This is a genomic window from Streptomyces sp. NPDC049879 (assembly GCF_044461265.1).
In the GTDB taxonomy this organism is placed as follows: domain Bacteria; phylum Actinomycetota; class Actinomycetes; order Streptomycetales; family Streptomycetaceae; genus Streptomyces.
The window spans coordinates 70,459-91,046 of the sequence record NZ_JBITKT010000006.1; the positions used below are offsets into that span (position 1 = coordinate 70,459).

Consider the following 20,588-nt stretch of genomic DNA (forward strand, 5'->3'; position numbering starts at 1 on the left):
CTTCCTCCGGGTGCGGCGCTGCAACGGGGGTGACTAATGGGTAACTTTCGGGTGGCGCTCAGACTAGAGGCCACGGCCCCCGTGCGTAAGGGGGGTCATTTCTTGTTCTTCCCCTCACCGCCGTCGGAATCCGACGACAGGGCGGCGATGAAGGCCTCCTGCGGCACCTCGACGCGCCCCACCATCTTCATGCGCTTCTTGCCTTCCTTCTGCTTCTCCAGGAGCTTGCGCTTGCGGGAGATGTCGCCGCCGTAGCACTTGGACAGGACGTCCTTGCGCATCGCGCGCACCGTCTCGCGGGCGATCACGCGGGAGCCGATCGCCGCCTGGATCGGGACCTCGAACTGCTGCCTGGGGATCAGCTCGCGCAGCTTCCCGGCCATCCTGACACCGTACGCGTAGGCCTTGTCCTTGTGGACGATGGCGGAGAAGGCGTCGACCTTGTCGCCGTGGAGGAGGATGTCCACCTTGACGAGGGCGGCGGCCTGTTCGCCGGTCGGCTCGTAGTCGAGGGAGGCGTAGCCGCGGGTCTTGGACTTCAGGGCGTCGAAGAAGTCGAAGACGATCTCGGCGAGCGGCAGGGTGTAGCGCAGTTCGACGCGGTCCTCGGACAGGTAGTCCATGCCCTGCATGACGCCGCGGCGGTTCTGGCACAGCTCCATGATCGCGCCGATGTAGTCGCTCGGGGCGATCAGGGTGGCGCGCACGACGGGTTCGCTGACCTCGGCGATCTTCCCGTTCGGGTATTCGCTGGGGTTGGTGACCGTGTGCTCGCTGCCGTCCTCCATGACCACCTGGTAGACCACGTTGGGCGCGGTGGCGATCAGGTCGAGGTTGAACTCGCGCTCCAGGCGCTCCCTGATGACCTCCAGGTGCAGCAGGCCGAGGAAGCCGACGCGGAAGCCGAAGCCGAGGGCGGCCGACGTCTCGGGCTCGTAGACGAGCGCGGCGTCGTTGAGCTGGAGCTTCTCCAGGGCGTCGCGGAGGTTCGGGTAGTCCGAGCCGTCGATCGGGTACAGGCCCGAGAACACCATGGGGCGCGGGTCCTTGTAGCCGCCGAGCGCCTCGGTCGCGCCGCCGCGCTGCTGGGTGATCGTGTCGCCGACCTTGGACTGGCGCACGTCCTTCACGCCGGTGATCAGGTAGCCGACCTCGCCGACCGCGAGGCCGTCGGCGGGGGTCATCTCGGGCGAGCTGACGCCGATCTCCAGCAGCTCGTGGGTGGCGCCCGAGGACATCATCTGGATGCGCTCGCGCCTGGCGAGCGCGCCGTCGACGACCTTCACGTACGTGACGACACCGCGGTACGCGTCGTAGACCGAGTCGAAGATCATCGCGCGGGCGGGGGCGTCCGGGTTCCCGACGGGGGCGGGGACCAGGCGGACGACCTCGTCGAGGAGCGCCTCGACGCCCTCGCCGGTCTTGGCGGAGACGCGCAGGACGTCGCCGGGGTCGCAGCCGATCAGGTGCGCCAGTTCGGCGGCGAACTTGTCGGGCTGGGCGGCGGGCAGGTCGATCTTGTTGAGGACCGGGATGATCGTGAGGTCGTTCTCCATCGCCAGGTAGAGGTTGGCGAGGGTCTGGGCCTCGATGCCCTGCGCGGCGTCCACCAGCAGGACGCAGCCCTCGCAGGCGGCGAGGGAGCGGGACACCTCGTAGGTGAAGTCCACGTGCCCCGGGGTGTCGATCATGTTCAGCACGTGCGCCGCGCCGTCCGACTGCCAGGGCATGCGGACCGCCTGCGACTTGATCGTGATGCCGCGCTCACGCTCGATGTCCATGCGGTCGAGGTACTGCGCGCGCATCTGGCGCTGGTCGACGATCCCGGTGAGCTGGAGCATCCGGTCGGCGAGCGTGGACTTGCCGTGGTCGATGTGCGCGATGATGCAGAAGTTACGGATCAGAGCCGGGTCGGTACGGCTGGGCTCCGGCGCGTTCGAAGTGATCGCGGGCACGCGGGGTCCTGTCGGTCATGGCTGGGGAAGAATGGATGTCCCCATGCTCCCACGCGTCCGCCGCTGGTACGGATTCGGAGCCTGTGAGGGCCGCTGGTAGGCTGGCGGTCCGTGCCCGCGCGCCGGTCCCCGGCCGCGTGCACACGGTGACCCCGCGCACACGCCACGGTGGGACGTCCGGCAGGACGGCGCCCGCTCGCGGCACACGCGGCATCACCGGGAGCAGGACCCCCAACCGTGACACCCACCGGTGCGCGCCGGCCCCCGGCCGCGCCGATCCGAACCTGCAAAGGCTCAATTTCGTGGCGAACATCAAGTCCCAGATCAAGCGGATCAAGACCAACGAGAAGGCGCGGCTGCGCAACCAGGCCGTGAAGTCCGAGGTCAAGACGGCCGTCCGGCGCGCCCGCGAGGCCGTCGCCGCCGGTGACTACGAGCAGGCCGAGGCCGCGCGCAAGGTCGCCGCCCGCAAGCTCGACAAGGCCGTCAGCAAGGGCGTGCTGCACCGCAACAACGCCGCCAACAAGAAGTCGGCGCTGGCCCTCCAGGTCAACGCGCTCCAGGGCTGACACCGGTACCCGCTCCGCGCCACCGGCCAGGACCCAGCGGCCCCTCTCTCCGCTCCCGTCCGGTGCGCGCCGTGCGCCGCGCTGATCCCAACGTTCGCCACGCTGGTGCGGTGCTGCGAGCGGCCACCGGGTGACCCCCCTGACATGCCGGAGGCCCCGGTCCCCCCTTCACCGGGCGGGACCGGGGCCTTCGTGTTGCCTCCGATCGGGCGCGGTCAGCGTGCGCGTGCGGCGCGGGCGATGGTGACGACGGCCTTCTCCAGCGCGTACCCGGGGTCGTACCCGCCGCCCTTGACGGCGGCGTCGGCCTCGGCGACGGCGGTCAGCGCGGTGGCGACGCCGTCCGCCGACCAGCCGCGCAGCTGCTGCCGCACGCGGTCGATCTTCCACGGCGGCATACCGAGTTCGCGCGCGAGGTCGGCCGGGCGCATGCCGGGCGGCGCGGAGGCCAGCCTGCCGATGGAGCGGACGCCCTGGGCGAGCGCGCTGGTGACGAGCACGGGCGCGACGCCGGTGGACAGCGCCCAGCGCAGCGCTTCGAGCGCTTCGGCGGCGCGGCCCTCGACGGCGCGGTCGGCGACGGTGAAGCTGGACGCCTCGGCACGGCCCGTGTAGTAGCGGCCGACGACGGCCTCGTCCACGGCGCCCTCGACGTCGGAGGCCAGCTGCGCACAGGCCGAGGCCAGTTCGCGCAGGTCGCTGCCGATGGCGTCCACGAGCGCCTGGCAGGCGCCCGGGGTCGCGCTGCTGCCCGCCGCCCTGAACTCCCCGCGCACGAACGCCAGACGGTCGGCCGGTTTGGTCATCTTGGGACAGGCCACCTCACGGGCACCCGCCTTGCGCGCCGCGTCGAGCAGCCCCTTGCCCTTGGCCCCGCCCGCGTGCAGCAGGACGAGGGTGATCTCCTCGACGGGCGCCGCGAGGTACGCCTTGACGTCCTTGACCGTGTCGGCCGACAGGTCCTGGGCCTGCCGGACCACGACGACCTTCCGCTCGGCGAACAGCGAGGGGCTGGTCAGTTCGTCCAGCGTCCCCGGCTGGAGCGCGCCCGGTTCCAGGTCCCTGACGTCCGTGTCGGGATCGGCGGCCCGTGCGGCGGCCACGACCTCCTGGACGGCCCGGTCGAGCAGCAGGTCCTCCTGGCCGACGGCGAGGGTGAGGGGGGCGAGCGGGTCGTCGGCGCGGGAGGCTCTGGCTGGCATGCGCCCCAGCATGGCACGCGCCTCGGACAGTGCCGCCCCGGGCGCGACCGCCGGACCGGCCCGCGGCGGCCCCCTGGGTCCGGCGGAGAATGGTCCGGTGAGCGATGGACGACACGTACTGGTGCTGCCCGACCGCGACGCGGCGGAGGAGGCGGCCTCCGAGGTGGCCGAGCTGCTGGGTCTCGCGGAGGAACCGCGCCCGCTGCGCGACGCCCTGGCCGGGGAGGACGACGCGGAGGACGCGCAGTGGCTCGTCGTCGTCGAGGACCCCGGCGGGGGGTACGACGAGGAGGCGCTCGCGGCGCTCGCCGAGGCGCACGAGGGCTGGCTGGAGCGCGACTGACCCCACGGCCGCCCCCGCGCCCGCGCCCGGGACCAGCGCCCTACGCCGCTCGCCCGATGTGCCGCCCGCCACAGCCCGTTACGGTCGGCGACCATGGGAGACACGACCAGTAGCACCACGGGAAGCAAGAAGGCACCGGCCCGGGAGAGCGCGCGGCGCAAGGAGGACACCCTTCGCCGCCTCGAACAGGACGTGGACGCGTGGGTGTCCACGGCGGGGGCGGACGGACTGCCGTACCTGACGCCGCTGTCGTTCGTCTGGCACGACGGGTACCTGCTGATGGTGACGCGGACGACCAACCCGACCGCGCGCAACGCCCGGGCGACCGGCAGGGCGTATGTCTCGCTGGGGCACACGCGGGATGTCGTGCTGATCGAGGCGGAGGTGGAGGCCGTGCCGGTGGAGGCGCTCGGGGAGGCGGAGGGCGAGGCGTTCGTCGCGAAGCTGCGCTGGGACGTGCGGTCGGATGCGGCGTACACGTTCCTCCGGTTCCGGCCGGTGACCGTGACGGCGTGGCGTGAGGTGAACGAGCTGGCCGGGCGCCATCTGATGCGCGACGGCGCCTGGCTGGTCTGACCGGTCCTCCGCGCGCGGCGCGCCAGGCACGGCGGAAGAGTGGTGAGCGGGGTCATGGCGCGGCCTCCCGTGCGACGGCGACCGGGCCCTCGGAGCCGGTCGTGACGGCGAGATCGCCGTGGAGGTCGGTCCTGAGCGTGACCGTGCCGAGGTCAGCGAGGCGGTCGAGGGTGCGGGGCGCCGGGTGCCCGTAGCCGTTGTCCTCGCCGCAGGAGACGAGGGCGATGCGGGGGCGGAGCCGTTCGAGGAGCGGGTCGTGCTGGTGCGCGGAGCCGTGGTGCGCGACCTTGAGGACGTCGGCGCGCGGCAGGCCGGGGTGGGCGGCCAGCAGCCGTTCCTGGGCGAGGGGTTCGAGGTCGCCGGGGAGCAGGGCGGTGAGGCCGCCGGTGCGGACGAGGAGGGTGACGCTCGCGTCGTTGGCGCCGAGGCCCTCGGCGGTGGCGTCGGCCGGCGGCCACAGGACCTCCCAGCTCAACCCGTCGCCGATCCGCTTCCGTTCGCCCGGCACGGCGGTCTCCACCGGGACGCCCGCCCCGGCCGCGAGCCGCAGGACGCGGGCGGCCTGGTCGGAGCCGTCGCGCGCGGACGAGGTGTGGAGGGCGTCGACACGGCGGCCGCGCAGCACGCCCGGCAGGCCGGACGCGTGGTCGGCGTGGAAGTGGCTGATCACCAGCAGCGGTACGTGCCGTACGCCGAGGTCGCGCAGGCAGCGGTCGATCGCCGCCGGGTCGGGGCCGGTGTCGACGACCACGGCGCTGCCCGGCCCGGCCGCCAGGACCAGGGCGTCGCCCTGCCCGACGTCGCAGGCCACCATCCGCCAGCCCGGCGGCGGCCAGCCGGTGAGGTACCGGCCGAGGGGCGCGGGCCGCAGGACGGCCAGGAGGAGCAGCAGGACGCATCCCACGACGGGCCAGGGGCTGCGCGGGAGGCGGCGGACGAGGACGACGACGGCGGCGGAGACGCCCGCGAGGAGCGCGGCGCCCGCCCAGCCGCCGGGCCAGTCGAGTTCGGCTCCGGGGAGGGCGGCGCCGGTGCGGGCGACGGTGGCGATCCACCGCGCGGGCCAGCCCGCCAGCCAGGCGAAGACCTCGGCGGCCGGCGGCGCGACCGGGGCGGTCGCGAGGGCGGCCCAGCCGAGGACGGCCACCGGTGTCACCGCGAGGTGGGCGAGGAGGTTGCAGGGGATGGCGACCAGGCTGGTGCCCGCCGCGAAGACGGTGACGACCGGTGCGCACACCAGGTGGGCCGCGCAGGCCGCCGCGAGCGCTTCGGCGGGCGGGCGCGGCATCCCGCGCCGGGTCCAGGCGGACGCCCAGCCGGGGGCGAGCACGAGGAGCGCGCCGGTGGCGAGGACGGAGAGCAGGAAGCCGAACGACCGGCTGAGCGTGGGGTCGTGGAGCAGGAGCAGCAGCACGGCGGCCGCGAGGGCGGGCAGCAGCGAGCGGTGCCGTCCGGTGGCGAGGGCGAGGAGGGTGATCCCCGCGCAGGCGGCGGCGCGCAGCACGCTGGGGTCGGGGCGGCAGATGAGGACGAGGCCGGTGACGAGTCCGCCGCCGAGGACGGCCGTGACGCGCAGCGGGATGCCGAGCCGGGCGGCGAGGCCGCCGCGTTCGGCGCGGGCGGCGGCGGTGAGGCTGCCGAGCAGGACGCCGAGGACGATCGCGACCTGGCTGCCCGACGCGACGACCAGGTGGGTCATCCCCGTGGCCCGGACGGCGTCCGCCAGGTCGTCGGGGACGCGGGAGTCGTCGCCGGTGACCAGGGCGGGCAGCAGCGCCCCGGCATCGCCGGGGAGCCCGGCGGAGGCGTCGCGCAGTCCGTCGCGCAGCCGGTCGGCGAGGCGTTGGGCCGGGCCGGGAGCGGTGACGTCCTGGGGCGGGCCGTCCGCGTCCGCGCGCAGGACGGCCGCCAGGTCGCCGCGACGGCCGGGGAGCGGCGGGGCGGGCTCCGCGTCGAGCCGCAGCCCGGTGCCGGGCCGGAGGGCGAGCCAGTCGTCGGCGCGTTCGGCGGTCACGACGAGCATGACGGGCGCGTGGAGGTCGAACTCGTGGTCGGCGTACGTGAGGTGGTGCACGTCGGCGGTGACGAGGACGGGGCGTGGTGCGCCAGGACGGTCGGGGCGGGCCCTTGCCTGCCGGGGGTCGTCGGTCAGTGTCACCGCCACGGTGACCCGGCTCCCTGCCGCCTTCTCCCAGAGGCCGTGGTGGAGTCCGGCCGTGTGCAGGCCGGTGGCCGCCAGCGCCGCCGCCGCGCAGAGGAGGGAGGTGGCCGCCGTGGCGGCCAGGGTCCTGGCCCTGGCGGTCGGTCGCTGGGCGGGGCGGGCGGGCGCCGGGAGTCGCGGGAGGCAGCAGATGCCGAGGGCCACGGCGGTGGGGACGGCGGGAGCGCCGAACGCGGGGACGGCGACGGTCCACAGCGCCCCCGCGAGCGGCAGCCGCCACAGGGGTCGGCGGCGCGGGGTGTCCCGGGTGAGCCCCAGGGCGGCACCGGCGGCCAGGCAGCAGCCGAGCGCGCACAGCCCGGCGGTGCGGCCGGGAAGTCCGAGGGCGAAGGCGGCGGCCGCCCACGCGGCGGTGGCGGGGGCCACGAGCCGCAGGTCCGTGGGGAGTTCCTGGTAGGGGTGGGCGGCGCCGAGCCGGTGCCGCGCCGTGGCGTGGACGGGATGCCGGGTGTCCCGGGACCGGGCGGCTGCGCGGTCAGAGGGTGACACGGTCCCTCAGTTCCGCCAGGCGGCGTTCCCCGATCCCGGAGACGTCGCCGAGCTGCTCGACGGAGGTGAAGCCTCCGTGCTGCTGCCGGTGGGCCACGATGCGCTCGGCGAGGACCGGTCCGATGCCGGGGAGGTCCTGCAACTGGTCGGGAGTCGCCGAGTTGAGGCTGACAGGAGCGGCGGGGACGCCGGTCGGTGTCCCGGCTCCTGGCGCCGGGGCGGGTGCCGTGGCGCCGACGAGGATCTGTTCGCCGTCGAGGAGGAGGCGGGCCCTGTTGAGCCCGTCGGTGTCCGTACCGGGATCGCTGCCCCCGGCGGCGTCGAGGGCGTCCGCCACCCGTGACCCGGCGGGCAGGGTGTAGATCCCGGGATCGGCCACCGCGCCCGCGACATCGACCACCACCGCCCCGGCTGCCGCGCCGGGCGCGGCCTGGTCCTGCCCGTCGCTGCCTGGGGAAGGCTCGGCGGTCGGTGCGGCGGAGGCTGCTGCGGAGGCCGAAGGGGGCGCGGTGCCCTGGTCGTCCGTGACCGTCACGGCCTCGGGGCGTCCGGCGACGAAGTGGTACCAGGCGAACGCCACGGCTGCCACCAGCACGACGCACAGCGCCGCGAGCGTACGCGCCTCCATCCCGCAGCGCGCCACCAGCCAGGTGGCCAGCCGCCCGGTCGCCCCACCGCCCCCGTGCCGCGCGGGCGGTGCGGCCTCCTCGCGTCGCGGCCGCTCGGGGCCAGGACCGCCGGTCGCCGCGCCGCCCGGAACCGGGGCGGGCGTGGAGTCCGGCGGATCAACTCCCCGCGCTCGCCCGTTCGTCCGGCGAGCAGTCCTCGGGGCACGGTCGGGCGGTCGCCCCGGCGTCTCCGATGTGTCCGCACCCGTCTGCGGGGTGGAGGCGGCGGCGGATTCCTGTGCCCGTCCGCCTGTCCAGCGGAGAGGGGCATGCCCAGCGGCCACGGATGGCGCAACTCCCGTAGGCCGCCCGCCTGTCCAGCGGAGGGACGGCGAGGGCGGCGGGCGCTCGTCCCGTTCCCGCTCGGCGGCCGAGTCGCGCTGCCCCTGCATCTCGCCGTGCCCACCCGGAGGCGGACCGGTGCGGGTAACGGGACCGGCTTCGGGCGGAACGCGGCCGACTGCCGTCCCGTGGGCGGCGGCAGTCCCATTGACGGCGGACAGGGCCGTGGCCCGTTCCAGCGCGGGGCGGTGGCCCCGCCCTGGTCCCGGCCCGGCGCTCCGGCGCCCTGCGATGGTCCGCCGAGGCCGCGTTCCCCTGTGCTGTAGGCGTGCGTTCATGCCGCAGACGCTTCCATCGATCACTCACCGTGACCAGCGGCCCCCTCGAATCTGGGGACAACTCACGCGTTGTGGATAACTCGGCCACTCCGGCGGGTGACGGCGAGGCCCCTGGCCACGCCGACCGCGTGGCAGTCGGGCCTGCAGGACGGGCCACTCAGCCCAGCAACTGCGCCATGGCCGCGCCCCGTCTCCCCGTCTGCCAATGAAGCCGGGCGAGGTGCCGACAGTGGCGAAGCACGGCAGTCGTGCGGGATCCGCGCGGGTGTCACCCGACGGCCGTGCGCCAACTCGGACTTGGGCGGGCGGCGAGCCGGGGCACCGCCCGGCGCGTCACCACCGCGACGACCGTGCAGACCCAGCGGGCGGGCCGCTCAACCGGCATGCGGCGGAGACGAGTTACCAGCCAGCGCCGGAGCCATGGCCCGGCCGGACCTTCCGGCGGCACCGCGGACGGCGCGCTCCGACCAGGCCCGAAGCAGGACAGCGACCGGGCCGAAGAACGCCCAGTCGAGCCTTCGCGAGGGTCACCGTGCCCGCACCTACGGCGTTCAAGCCGACAGGGACGATGCCGCGAGGGGCCGTTCAAGCCCGGTGATCTGGCCGTCGTCCACGGCCTGGGTCACGTCCTCACGGATCCCGTTCGAATTGGACCGCGTTGGAGAACGCGGTGCGTCCCAGGCGGGGCAACACGGCGAGGTTCCCCCCAGGCCAAGGGGACCTGGGGGTGCCCTCAACCGGCAGCTCCGTCCCGGGACGATCCGGAAGACGACTTCCGGCCCGGCAAGACAACGGCCGAGCGCGGCGGCCGAGGAAACCGCAACGGACATTGCGCAGGTGCCGTTCAGGATCCCCGCTGCGACGCAGCCGAGCGCACCGAGCCGCCGTCGTCGCCGGTCCCGGTGTGCCCCGTCATGCCGTCCCGGTCGGCAGGCTGCGGTCCGCCAGGAAGCGCAGGTACTCGACCGGGTCGAGCGGGTTGCCGTCCGTCCGCGCCCGCCGGGGCGGCACCCCCCGCACGGGGCGGTCGGTCCCCGGCCGTGTCCACAGCGCGCCCTCGCCCCTGGTGAGCCCCGGCAGCGCCGCGACCAGCCGTTGCAGCGGCCCCAGCGGCAGTTCCGCCTCCACGGTCCACGTCCCGCCGCGCGGCTCCGACCCGCCCACCGCCGCGCCGAGCCCCGCGAGCAGCCCGACGACGTCCCCCACCGTGTCCTCGGGCACCTCCAACTCGACGGCCTGGCACGGCTCGAAGACCCGCGTTCCCGCCTCCTCCAGCGCACGCAGCACCACCATCGGCGTCACCTTGCGGAAGTCGGCCGCCGTCGTGTTCGGCGAGTGCTGCCCCACGCGGTGGACCGTGAGCACGCAGTCGGTCACCGCCCACCCGTGCATCCCCTGCCGGAGCGCCTGCACCGCCGTCTCCTCCACCGCACGGTGGAACGCACGCGGCATGTACCCGGTCTCCACATCGTGCACGTACCGCACGCCCGACCCATACGGCCCCGGCTCCACGCGCAGACCCACCGTCGCCCAGAACTCGTTCCCCTCCGTCCGCCGCATCTCCGACAGTGCCTCCCCCGCACCCACCGGCCGCTCCACGTACACCGGGCGCGGTTCCTCGAAGACCGCGTCGATCCCGAAGTCCAGCAGCAGCCGTGCCTCGACGACCTCACGCTGCACCGCCCCGTACAGCAGCAGCGACATCGCCCCGTCCCCCGCGCGCCGTACCTGGATCAGCGGGTCCTCGTCCGCCAGCGCGGACAGTGCCGCCCACAGGCGGCCCTCCCCGTCCGTCTCCTCGCTGCGGACCGCCGTCTCCAGGCCTGGCGGCGCGAAGTGCGAGCCGCCGCCACCGGCGTCCCCCGGCTCGCCGAGCCGGTCCCCCACCCGTACGTCCGCCAGCCCGCGCACCCGCGCGATGCCGCCCGCGAGCAGCCGCCGCCCGGCGTCGCGCCCCGGCGCGGCGACGACGTCGAGTCCCGTGACCCGCCCGCTGAAGCCGCCGGTCGTGCCGTCCGGGTCACGCCGCCGGAACGTCAACCGCTGCCGGTCGCGCACCTCACCCGCGAAGAGCCGCAGGTACGCCACCTTCCGGCCCGTCGCCCGCCCCCCGCCGTCCGACCGCTCGACGGCGAAGACCGTGCCGCGCGCCTCCCCCGACGCGTCGCCCCCGCCAGGGGGCACGAACGCGCCGATCCCCGCGACCAGTTCCGCGGCGCCCTCACCCGTGAGCGCGGACCCGCAGTACAGCGGGTATGCGAGCCCGGCCGCCGTCTGCCGGGCAAGCAGTGTCCGCAGGCGCGCCTCGGACGGCGTGCGCCCCTCCACGAGCGCCGCGAGCAGCCCCTCGTCGTTCTCGGCGAGCGTCTCCGCCGCGCCCTCGCCGAGCGGCAGCGCGACGGCGCGCGCCCGGGGCGTGCCCTGGTCCGCCGCGCCCGTCAGGGGTACGACGCACGGCGCGAGCGTCCGCCGTACGTCGGCGAGCAGCCCGTCGTACCGGGCGCCCATGCGGTCGATCTTGTTGACGAAGACCAGCGTCGGGAGCCGCAGCCGCCGCAGCGTCCGCATCAGGACGCGTGTCTGGGCCTGCACGCCCTCGACGGCGGAGAGCACGAGCACCGCGCCGTCCAGGACGGACAGGGCGCGTTCGACCTCGGCGATGAAGTCGGGGTGGCCGGGGGTGTCCACCAGGTTGATCTGCCGCCCGCCGGGGGCGGTGAACGCGGCGACGGCGGCGCGGATCGTGATGCCGCGCTCGCGTTCCAGGGCGCCGGAGTCGGTACGGGTGCTCCCGGCGTCGACGCTGCCGAGGTCGGGGACGGCGCCGTGGTCGAACAGCAGCCGTTCGGTGAGGCTGGTCTTACCGGCGTCGACGTGGGCGAGCACGCCGATGTTCAGGGTCCCGGCGGTCGGCGCCGGGGCACAGGGGGAGGTCACAGATGTCCTCGGGGGTCAGGAGGTGGGCATTCGTCAGCTCGACCGCTCCGAAGCGACGGCGCATCTCTTTCTCCTGACTGCGAGGACCGCGACCGGTCCACCGGACGTGGAACGGCGTGGACCCTACCCACACCTCCCGCGTACCGCGAGCGATTAATCCACGCCCCGCGCGCCCCCCTCCGCCCGGCCCGTCAGCCCGGCCAGCAGCTCGTCCGCCGCCGCGTACGGGTCGGTCGCGCCCGCCGCGACCCGTTCCGCCAGGGCGGCGAGGCGGTGGTCGCCGCGCAGGTCCGCCATCCGGCGGCGCAGGGCGGTGAGGGCCAGCGTCTCGATCTCCCGGGCGGCGCGGCGCGCGCGGCGGGCGGCGAGCGCGCCGTGCGCGGTCAGCCAGTCGCGGTGCCTGCCGAGGGCGGCCGTCACGTCGTCCACGCCCTCGCCGCGCGCCGCGACCGTCTTCACCACGGACGGCCGCCAGTCCTCCGGGGCGCGGGGCGCGCCCAGGCCCAGCATGTGCTGGAGTTCGCGCACTGTGGCGTCGGCGCCGTCGCGGTCGGCCTTGTTGACGACGAAGACGTCCCCGACCTCCAGGATTCCCGCCTTGGCCGCCTGCACGCCGTCGCCCATGCCGGGGGCGAGCAGCACGACCGTCGTGTCCGCCTGGGACGCGATGTCCACCTCGGACTGCCCCACCCCGACCGTCTCCACGAGAACGACGTCGCACCCGGCCGCGTCCAGTACGCGCACCGCCTGCGGCGCGGCCCAGGCCAGCCCGCCCAGGTGGCCGCGCGTCGCCATCGAGCGGATGTAGACGCCCGGGTCCGTGACGTGCTCCCCCATCCGCACCCGGTCGCCCAGCAGCGCGCCGCCGGAGAACGGCGACGACGGGTCCACCGCCAGCACCCCGACGCGCAGCCCCGCCCGCCGGTACGCGGTGATCAGCGCCGACGTCGTCGTGGACTTGCCGACTCCGGGCGAGCCCGTCAGACCGACCACGTACGCGTGCCCGGTGTGCGGGGCGAGCTGCGCCATGACCTCGCGCAGCTCGGGAGCCTCGTTCTCCACGAGCGTGATCAGCCGCGCGACGGCGCGCGGCTGCCCGTCGCGCGCCCTCGTCACCAGCTCCGCGACGCCCGCACCCCGCGCGAGCCCGCTCACGCGCCGGGCGCGCGCAGGATCAGCGCGTCGCCCTGGCCGCCGCCGCCGCACAGCGCCGCGACCCCGGTGCCGCCGCCGCGCCGCCGCAGCTCGTGCGCCAGGTGGAGGGCCAGCCGCGCCCCGGACATCCCGATCGGGTGACCGAGCGCGATCGCACCCCCGTTGACGTTCACCTTTTCGAGGCCGACGCCCAGGTCGCGCATCGACTGGACGGCGACGGCGGCGAACGCCTCGTTGATCTCGATGAGGTCCAGGTCGTCCACGGTCAGGCCCTCGCGGGCGAGCGCCGCGCGGATCGCGTTGGACGGCTGGGACTGGAGCGAGTTGTCGGGACCCGCGACGTTGCCGTGCGCGCCGATCTCGGCGAGCCAGGGCAGCCCGAGCCGCTCGGCGCGCGCCCGCGACATGACGACGACCGCCGCCGCCCCGTCCGAGATCTGCGACGACGAGCCCGCCGTGATCGTCCCGTCCGCGCTGAACGCGGGCCGCAGCCGCGCCAGCGACTCCTCCGTCGTGTCCGGCCTGATGCCCTCGTCCTGCGTGAACATGACCGGCTCGCCCTTGCGCTGCGGCACGGCCACCGGCACGATCTCGGCGTCGAAGACCCCGTTCTTCCGCGCCTCCGCCGCCCGCCGGTGCGAGGCGGCCGCCACCGCGTCCTGCTCCTCGCGCGTGATGCCGAGGAGGCCGTTGTACCGCTCGGTGGACTCGCCCATCGCCACCTCGTCGAACGCGTCGGTCAGCCCGTCGAGCGCCATCGAGTCCAGCAGCTCCATGGCCCCGTACTTGTGCCCCTCGCGGGACTTCGGCAGCAGGTGGGGGGCGTTCGTCATCGACTCCTGGCCGCCCGCCACGACGACCTCGAACTCGCCCGCCCTGATCAGCTGGTCCGCCAGGGCGATGGCGTCGAGGCCCGAGAGGCACACCTTGTTGACAGTGAGCGCCGGCACGCGCATCGGGACACCGGCGCGCACGGCGGCCTGGCGCGCCGGGATCTGCCCGGCACCCGCCTGGAGCACCTGCCCCATGATCACGTACTCCACGTCCTCGCCGGTGATCCCGGCCCGCTCCAGCGCGGCCGCGATCGCGAAGCCGCCCAGCTCCGCGCCCGAGAACTGCTTCAGCGAGCCGAGCAGCCGGCCCATGGGCGTACGGGCCCCGGCGACGATCACGGAGGTCGCGCGCCCGGCGGATGTGCCTGCCTGGTGGGTGGTCATGGGGTGCTCCTCGGCGGATCTGAGGGAGTGAACGGCGGTTCACGTCAATGTACAGAGCGTGACACGGCCGGTCATCCGGGCGTACATGTGACTCCCGGCACGTTGCGGCGCGGCGCCAAGAGCGCTGCACTGGGGAGATGTTGACGCGCATCGATCACATCGGGATCGCCTGCCACGACCTGGACGCCACCGCCGCGTTCTACCGCGCCACGTACGGCTTCGAGGTCCTGCACACCGAGGTCAACGAGGAGCAGGGCGTGCGCGAGGCCATGCTCCGCATCAACGGCACCGACGACGGCGGCGCCTCGTACATCCAGCTCCTGGAGCCGGTACGCGCCGACTCCCCCGTAGGCAAGTGGCTGGCCAGGCACGGCGAGGGCGTCCACCACATCGCCTTCGGCACCGCCGACGTCGACGGCGACGCCGAGGCCATCCGCGGCAAGGGCGTCCGCGTGCTGTACGACGAGCCGCGCCGCGGGTCGATGGGGTCGCGCATCACGTTCCTCCACCCGAAGGACTGTCACGGAGTGCTCACGGAGATCGTCACAGCCGCCCCGCCGGGAACAGCGGGAGAGGGCTCAGGCCACTGACGCGGGCTGCCCCGGCCGGTAGAGTGGCCCAGCCGGGGCATCGAGTCTCCTTCTCCTCGTCCCGCGCTCGGCCGATGACCGACATCGACCGCCATCGACGACGTACACGACGTGCACGCTTCACCACGACCAGGGGACGGATGGGACCGCGCGGTGCGGGGCTACGACGCCTACCAGGCTGACGACCATCTCTCGCAGCTCGAAGCCGAGATGGACCGGCTGAAGAAGGAGCGCGACAAGGCGGTCGACCACGCCGACGACCTGGGCTACCAGGTCGAGGTTCTGCGTGCCAAGCTGCACGAGAACCGCCGCGCGCTGTCCCTGCGCCCCATGTACGGGGACCCCGCCTCCCACGCCGAGCAGCTCCTGCGCTCCGCCCACCACCAGGCCGACCAGATGCGGGCCGAGGCGGAACGCGAGCTGCGCGACGCCCGCACCCGTTCGCAGCGCGTCCTCCAGGAGCAGGCCGACCAGCGCGCCCGCATGGACGCCGAGCTGCACGCCGAGGCCGTCAGCCGCCGCCAGCGCCTCGACGAGGAGCTGGCGCAGCGCCGCTCCACCGTCGAGTCCCACGTCAACGAGAACGTCGCCTGGGCCGAACAGCTGCGCGCCCGCAGCGAGGCCCAGGCCCGCCGCCTGCTGGAGGAGACCAGGGCGGAGTCCGAGGCCACCGTCACGCAGGCGCGCGCCGAGGCGCTGCGCCTGGTGGACGAGGCACGGCAGCGCCTGGCCGCCGAGGCGGAGGACGCGCGCGCCGAGGCCGAGGAGCTGCTGCGCCGCGCCCGTACCGACGCGGAACGCCTGCTGACCGCCGCGTCCGCGCAGGCGCAGGAGGCGACCGAGCACGCGGAACGGCTCCGCAGCTCCACCGCGCAGGAGACCGACACCGGCCGCCGCGAGGCCGCCGCGATGATCCGCAAGGCGGAGGAGCAGGCGGCCGACGCCCAGACGGCGCTGCGGGTCGCCCGCGAGGAGGCCGAGCGGCTGCTCGCCGACGCGACGGCCGAGGCCACGAAGCGGCGGTCGTCCGCCGAGTCGGAGTACGAGCAGCGCACGGCGACGGCGAAGGCCGAGATCGCCCGCATGGTCAGCGAGGCCACGCGCGACGCCGAGCAGCGCCGCACCGAGGCGCAGCACGCGCTGGACGAGGCACGGGCGCGCGCCGAGCAGATGCTCGCGGAGGCCACCGAGGAGGCCAGGACCAAGTCGGCCGAGGAGTACGCGGCGCAGCTCGCGGACGCGGCCCGTACCGCCGAGTCGGTGCTGACCAGGGCGTCCAAGGAGGCCCAGGCCACCACCCGCGCGGCGGGCGAGGAGGCGGAACGGCTCCGGTCGGAGGCGGAGGCCGAGGCGGACCGGCTGCGGGCCGAGGCGCACGACGTCGCCGAGCAGCTCAAGGGCGCCGCGAAGGACGACACGGCGGAGTACCGCGCCAAGACCGTCGAGCTGCAGGAGGAGGCGCGGCGCCTGCGCGGCGAGGCCGAGCAACTGCGGGCGGAGGCGGCCGAGGAGGCGGAACGGGTCCGCGCGGACGCGGGCCAGGAGGCCGTCCAGCGGATCGAGCAGGCGGCGCAGAGCGCGGAGGAGCTGCTCGCCCAGGCGCGGACCGACGCGGAGGAGATCCGCGCGGGCGCCGGGGCCGAGAGCGAGCGGCTGCGCACCGAGGCGATCGAACGCGCCACGACCCTGCGCAACCAGGCGGAGCAGGCGCTCCAGAAGGCGCGCGGCGAGGCCGACAAGCAGCTCGCCGACGCCGGGGAGCAGGCGGAACGGGCCGTCCGCGAGGCCGAGGAGGCCGCGGCACGGCTGCGCGACGAGGCGCGTGACGCGGCCCGTGCCGAACGCGAAGCGGCCGCCGCCGAGCTGGAGCGGCTGCGCGCCGAGGCCGAGCAGCGCGTCGCGGACGCCGAGGAGGCCCTGGGCGCGGCCCGCGCCGAGGGCGACCGGCTGCGCGCCGACGCGAACGCCGAGACCGAGCGGCTGCGCGCCGAGGCGGCGGAGCGCATCAGGGCGCTCACCGAGACCGCCGAGGCCGAGGCGGCGCGGCAGCGCGAGGAGGCGGCCGAGGACGCGGCGCGGCTGCGGTCCGAGGGCGAGGAGCTGGCGGTGCGGCTGCGCGCCGAGGCCATCGCCGAGGCGGACCGGCTGCGCGAGGACGCGCTGCGCGCCGCCGACCGCGTACGGGCCGAGGGCGCCGCGGCGGCGGAGCGTACGGCGGGCGAGGCGGCGGAGGCGCTGGCCGCCGCGCAGGAGGAGGCGGCCAGGCTGCGCGCCGAGGCCGACGCGCTGCTCGCGGAGGCGCGGGACGCGGCGCACCGCGAACAGGCGCAGGCCCGCGAGCGCAGCGAGGAGCTGCTCGCGACGGGCCGCGCGCGGCTGGACGAGGCGGAGCGCCGCGCGGAGACGCTGGTGTCGGCCGCCGAGCACAAGGCGCAGCAGGTGCGCGACTCGGTCACCGGGCTGCGGGACGCGGCCGAGGCCGAGATCGCGCAGCACCGGGCCGAGGCGGAGCGCGAGGCGGCCCGCGTGCTGCGGGAGGCGGCCGAGGAGAAGGAGGCCGCGTCGGCGCTCGCCGAGCGGACCGTCCAGGAGGCCATCGCGGAGTCGGAACGGGCGCGTTCCGAGGCCGCGGAGGTGGCCGAACGGACCCGGGCGGAGGCCGACGCGTACCAGGACCGCGTGCGCCGCGAGGCGTCCCAGCGGCGGACGGACGCGGCGGCGCAGGCGGACGAACTGGTCGCCAAGGCGCAGGAGGAGGCCGCCCGTATCCGTGCCGAGGCCGAGGAGACGCTGGACGAGGCGCGCAAGGACGCCGCCCGCAAGCGCACCGAGGCCGCCGCCCAGGCGGACGAACTCGTCGGCAAGGCCGGGCAGGAGGCCGCCCGCGTCCGTGCCGAGGCCGAGCAGGCGCAGGACGAGGCGCGCAAGGACGCCGCCCGCAAGCGCACCGAAGCGGCCGCCCAGGCGGACGAACTCGTCGGCAAGGCCCAGGAGGAGGCCGCCCGTATGGCGGCGACCTCCGAGGAGCGCGCCGAGGCGACGACGGCGGCGGCGCGCGCCGAGGCCGCCAGGCTCGTGGACGAGGGGCGGCGCGAGGGCACCGAGGCCGTGGAGACCTCACGCGCGGACGCCAACCGCCTGCTGGACGAGGCCCGTAGGGACGCGGCGGCCATAAGGGACCGCGCGGAGGAGCTGCGGGGCCGGGTCGAGGCCGAGGTGGAGGCGCTGCACGACCGGGCGCGCCGCGAGTCGGCCGAGCTGGCGCGCGCGGCGGGCGAGCGGGTGGACAAGCTGATGAAGGCCGCCGAGGAGCAGCGCGCGGAGGCGCGGACGACGGCGGAGCGCACGGTGTCGTCGGCCGACGCGGAGGCGAGCAAGATCCGGGTGGCGGCCGTGCGGAAGGCCGAGACGCTGCTCAAGGAGGCCGAGCAGCAGCGTTCGAAGGCGCTGCGCGAGGCGGAGCAGCTGCGGGCCGACGCGGAGCGCGAGGCGAAGCGGCTGGTCGAGGAGGGCAGGCGTGAGCTGGAGAAGCTCACCCGCAGGCGCGAGGACATCAACACCGAGATCTCCCGCGTGCAGGACGTGCTGGAGGCGCTGGAGTCGTTCGAGGCGCCCAAGGCGGGCGGCGGCAGCGGCCGTGCCGGCGGAACGGGCGGTGCGGGCGGTGCCGGTGCCCCGGGCGGCGGTCCGCCGAAGCCGGGCGGCGGCCGTTCGGTCCCCGACCCGCGGATCGCGGGCCGGGAGAAGTCCGGCGCGGGGGCCGGGACGCAGCGGCCCACGGGCAAGCGCCCCACACCGTGACGGTGGCGTGACCGTGCCGACCGCGTTCGCACCGGTGACCCCACCGGTCACACCGGCCACACATCGTGACCACTCTTCCGGGCGGCTTGAATGCGTGTGTGGGGCGAACATTCTCCACAGAGAAGCGAGATCCGCTCGAAGACACGCCGGTTCGCCCCCTAGGATGAGGCTTCCGAGGGCTGGACCCGTCTTGTACCGAAGGCTGAGGAGTTCGACCTCGAAGCGCTGAACGCCCAGGCCCCCCCGATCCCCTACTCACTCACCCGTCTGAATCGACAGGAACCCCATGAGCGACACTTCCTCCCCCTTCGGCTTCGAGCTCGTGCGGCGTGGATACGACCGCGGGCAGGTGGACGACCGCATCTCGAAGCTGGTGGCCGACCGCGACAGCGCTCTGGCCCGCATCACCTCGCTGGAGAAGCGGATCGAGGAACTGCACCTCGAGACGCAGAACGCGCAGGCGCAGATCACCGACGCCGAGCCGTCGTACGCGGGGCTCGGCGCGCGTGTCGAGAAGATCCTCCGTCTCGCCGAGGAAGAGGCGAAGGACCTGCGCGAGGAGGCCCGCCGGGCCGCCGAGCAGCACCGTGAGCTGGCCGAGGGCGCGGCCCAGCAGGTGCGCAACGACGCGGAGTCCTACGCGGCCGAGCGCAAGGCGAAGGCCGAGGAAGAGGGCTCGCGGATCGTCGAGAAGGCCCAGGGCGACGCGGCCTCGACGCGCGCCGAGGCCGACAAGGACGCCCAGGCGAAGCGCGAGGAGGCGGACGCCCTCTTCGAGGACACCCGCGCCAAGGCGGCCCAGGCGGCGGCCGACTTCGAGACGAACCTCGCCAAGCGCCGGGAGCAGTCGGAGCGCGACCTGGCGTCCCGTCAGGCCAAGGCCGAGAAGCGGCTCGCGGAGATCGAGCACCGCGCCGAGCAGCTGCGCCTGGAGGCGGAGAAGCTGCGGACGGACGCCGAGCGCCGTGCCCGCCAGACGGTGGAGACCGCGCAGCGCCAGGCCGAGGACATCGTGGCCGACGCGAACGCCAAGGCCGACCGCATCCGCAGCGAGTCCGAGCGTGAGCTGGCCGCGCTGACCAACCGCCGCGACAGCATCAACGCGCAGCTGACCAACGTCCGCGAGATGCTGGCCACGCTGACGGGCGCGCAGGTCGCCGCCGCCACCCTGGGCGACGACGACGACAACGACAGCCTGAGCAAGGGCGTGCCGGCGCAGCAGACCCGCTGACGCACCCCGGCCCCTCCCCCGTTCTCCGCGGGGCGGGCTCACCTCAACGGCGCATGGGCCGTCGCCCCACCGGGCGGCGGCCCTCGCGCTGTCCTAGCGTCGAGGCATGATCGAGCTGTCGGGCCTGACCAAGCGGTACGGGGCGCGTACGGCGGTGGACGGCCTGACGTTCGCCGTGCGGCCCGGCGTGGTCACCGGCTTCCTCGGTCCGAACGGCGCGGGCAAGTCCACGACGATGCGGATGATCCTGGGTCTCGACCGGCCGACGAGCGGCGAGGTCCTGGTCAACGGCGCGCGGTACGACCGGCTGCGCGAGCCGCTCACCGACATCGGGGCGCTGCTGGAGGCGCGCGCCGTGCACCCGGGCCGTACGGCGTACCACCATCTGCTGTGCCTGGCGCAGAGCAACGGGATTCCCGAGCGCCGTATCGGCGAGGTGCTGGACGTCGTGGGTCTTTCTGCGGTGGCGCGCAAGCGGCCGAAGGGCTTCTCGCTGGGCATGGGGCAGCGGCTGGGGATCGCGAGCGCGCTGCTGGGCGATCCGCGCATCCTGATGTTCGACGAGCCGGTGAACGGCCTCGATCCCGAGGGCATCCAGTGGATCCGCAATCTGATGAAACACCTGGCGTCCGAGGGGCGGACGGTGTTCGTCTCCAGTCACTTGATGAGCGAGATGGCGCTGACCGCTGATCATCTGGTGGTCATCGGGCGCGGGCGGCTGCTGGCGGACACGTCGATGACCCGTTTCATAGAGGAGAATTCGGCCACTTTTGTGCGGGTGCGGACCCCCGATCCGGAACGGATGCGTGACCTGCTGACGCGGATCGGCGCCTCGCCGGGCCAGGAGGCGGACGGCGCGCTGACCGTTCCCGGCTCGGACGCGGCGCGGATCGGCGAACTGGCGCACGAGCACCGGCTGCCGCTGCACGAGCTGAGCGTCCAGCAGGCGTCCCTCGAGGAGGCGTTCATGCGGCTGACGCACGAGACGGTCGAGTACCAGGCGAGGGGCTGAGC

General features: G+C 74.9%; 14 protein-coding genes. 7 read left to right on the forward strand and 7 right to left on the reverse strand.

Going from position 1 to position 20,588, the window contains the following annotated elements; translation table 11 throughout:
• Positions 1 to 95: 95 nt before the first annotated feature.
• Positions 96 to 1,955, reverse strand: a complete 1,860-nt coding sequence (lepA, locus tag ACIBPC_RS21030) for a translation elongation factor 4 (protein ID WP_362965389.1) — start codon at positions 1,953 to 1,955, stop codon at positions 96 to 98.
• A 302-nt stretch (positions 1,956 to 2,257) separates the two neighbouring features.
• Here lepA and rpsT point away from each other — a divergent pair, with 302 nt between their 5' ends.
• Positions 2,258 to 2,524: a 30S ribosomal protein S20 gene (rpsT, locus tag ACIBPC_RS21035; protein ID WP_362965391.1), complete on the forward strand. Its 267-nt coding sequence runs from the start codon at positions 2,258 to 2,260 to the stop codon at positions 2,522 to 2,524.
• A gap of 215 nt (positions 2,525 to 2,739) precedes the next feature.
• Here the strand turns inward: rpsT and holA are convergent, their stop codons facing one another.
• Positions 2,740 to 3,726 (reverse strand): DNA polymerase III subunit delta, encoded by a 987-nt coding sequence (gene holA, locus ACIBPC_RS21040; RefSeq protein ID WP_398846658.1) that lies wholly within the window; start codon positions 3,724 to 3,726, stop codon positions 2,740 to 2,742.
• Between the two features lie 97 nt (positions 3,727 to 3,823).
• Here holA and ACIBPC_RS21045 point away from each other — a divergent pair, with 97 nt between their 5' ends.
• Both ACIBPC_RS21045 and ACIBPC_RS21050 read left to right on the forward strand, forming a co-directional pair.
• Positions 3,824 to 4,069, forward strand: a complete 246-nt coding sequence (locus tag ACIBPC_RS21045; protein WP_362965395.1) for a hypothetical protein — start codon at positions 3,824 to 3,826, stop codon at positions 4,067 to 4,069.
• A 93-nt stretch (positions 4,070 to 4,162) separates the two neighbouring features.
• Entirely contained in the window at positions 4,163 to 4,645 is a 483-nt protein-coding gene (locus ACIBPC_RS21050) for a pyridoxamine 5'-phosphate oxidase family protein (RefSeq protein ID WP_398846660.1), read from the forward strand.
• Positions 4,646 to 4,697: 52 nt separating this feature from the next.
• On the opposite strand, the gene ACIBPC_RS21055 is transcribed toward ACIBPC_RS21050, so the two are convergent.
• The 5 genes from ACIBPC_RS21055 to ACIBPC_RS21075 form a co-directional block, all read right to left on the reverse strand.
• Positions 4,698 to 7,355 carry a ComEC/Rec2 family competence protein gene (locus ACIBPC_RS21055; RefSeq protein ID WP_398846662.1) on the reverse strand — a complete coding sequence of 886 codons (2,658 nt, stop codon included), beginning with the start codon at positions 7,353 to 7,355 and terminating at the stop codon, positions 4,698 to 4,700.
• Positions 7,342 to 7,983 carry a helix-hairpin-helix domain-containing protein gene (locus ACIBPC_RS21060; protein ID WP_398846663.1) on the reverse strand — a complete coding sequence of 214 codons (642 nt, stop codon included), beginning with the start codon at positions 7,981 to 7,983 and terminating at the stop codon, positions 7,342 to 7,344. The genes ACIBPC_RS21055 and ACIBPC_RS21060 overlap by 14 nt, the downstream gene beginning before the upstream one ends.
• 1,572 nt (positions 7,984 to 9,555) lie before the next feature.
• A complete protein-coding gene (locus tag ACIBPC_RS21065) occupies positions 9,556 to 11,580 on the reverse strand; it encodes a GTP-binding protein (protein WP_398846664.1) in 2,025 nt (674 codons plus the stop codon).
• A 153-nt stretch (positions 11,581 to 11,733) separates the two neighbouring features.
• Positions 11,734 to 12,735 carry a methylmalonyl Co-A mutase-associated GTPase MeaB gene (meaB, locus tag ACIBPC_RS21070; protein ID WP_398846666.1) on the reverse strand — a complete coding sequence of 334 codons (1,002 nt, stop codon included), beginning with the start codon at positions 12,733 to 12,735 and terminating at the stop codon, positions 11,734 to 11,736.
• Complete coding sequence (locus ACIBPC_RS21075; RefSeq protein WP_362965407.1) at positions 12,732 to 13,952, reverse strand: acetyl-CoA C-acetyltransferase; 1,221 nt, start codon at positions 13,950 to 13,952, stop codon at positions 12,732 to 12,734. Before ACIBPC_RS21075 ends, meaB begins: the two co-directional genes overlap by 4 nt.
• Positions 13,953 to 14,089: 137 nt before the next feature.
• Here ACIBPC_RS21075 and mce point away from each other — a divergent pair, with 137 nt between their 5' ends.
• The 4 genes from mce (at position 14,090) to ACIBPC_RS21095 (ending at position 20,586) form a co-directional block, all read left to right on the forward strand.
• Positions 14,090 to 14,542 (forward strand): methylmalonyl-CoA epimerase, encoded by a 453-nt coding sequence (mce, locus tag ACIBPC_RS21080; RefSeq protein WP_398846668.1) that lies wholly within the window; start codon positions 14,090 to 14,092, stop codon positions 14,540 to 14,542.
• A 153-nt stretch (positions 14,543 to 14,695) separates the two neighbouring features.
• Positions 14,696 to 18,343: a hypothetical protein gene (locus ACIBPC_RS21085; RefSeq protein ID WP_398846669.1), complete on the forward strand. Its 3,648-nt coding sequence runs from the start codon at positions 14,696 to 14,698 to the stop codon at positions 18,341 to 18,343.
• A gap of 286 nt (positions 18,344 to 18,629) precedes the next feature.
• Positions 18,630 to 19,574, forward strand: coding sequence for a cellulose-binding protein (locus ACIBPC_RS21090; protein ID WP_362965411.1), 945 nt, complete (start codon positions 18,630 to 18,632; stop codon positions 19,572 to 19,574).
• Between the two features lie 106 nt (positions 19,575 to 19,680).
• On the forward strand, positions 19,681 to 20,586 hold the full coding sequence (locus tag ACIBPC_RS21095) for an ATP-binding cassette domain-containing protein (protein ID WP_362965413.1): 906 nt from the start codon (positions 19,681 to 19,683) through the stop codon (positions 20,584 to 20,586).
• Positions 20,587 to 20,588: the final 2 nt, after the last annotated feature.

Excerpts from the sequence above, each read along its gene's own strand:
- holA (WP_398846658.1), bottom strand. The coding sequence starts at position 3,726 with ATGCCAGCCAGAGCCTCCCGCGCCGACGACCCGCTCGCCCCCCTCACC.
- ACIBPC_RS21050 (WP_398846660.1), top strand. The coding sequence starts at position 4,163 with ATGGGAGACACGACCAGTAGCACCACGGGAAGCAAGAAGGCACCGGCC.
- ACIBPC_RS21060 (WP_398846663.1), bottom strand. The coding sequence starts at position 7,983 with ATGGAGGCGCGTACGCTCGCGGCGCTGTGCGTCGTGCTGGTGGCAGCC.
- ACIBPC_RS21075 (WP_362965407.1), bottom strand. The coding sequence starts at position 13,952 with ATGACCACCCACCAGGCAGGCACATCCGCCGGGCGCGCGACCTCCGTG.
- mce (WP_398846668.1), top strand. The coding sequence starts at position 14,090 with ATGTTGACGCGCATCGATCACATCGGGATCGCCTGCCACGACCTGGAC.
- ACIBPC_RS21090 (WP_362965411.1), top strand. The coding sequence starts at position 18,630 with ATGAGCGACACTTCCTCCCCCTTCGGCTTCGAGCTCGTGCGGCGTGGA.
- ACIBPC_RS21095 (WP_362965413.1), top strand. The coding sequence starts at position 19,681 with ATGATCGAGCTGTCGGGCCTGACCAAGCGGTACGGGGCGCGTACGGCG.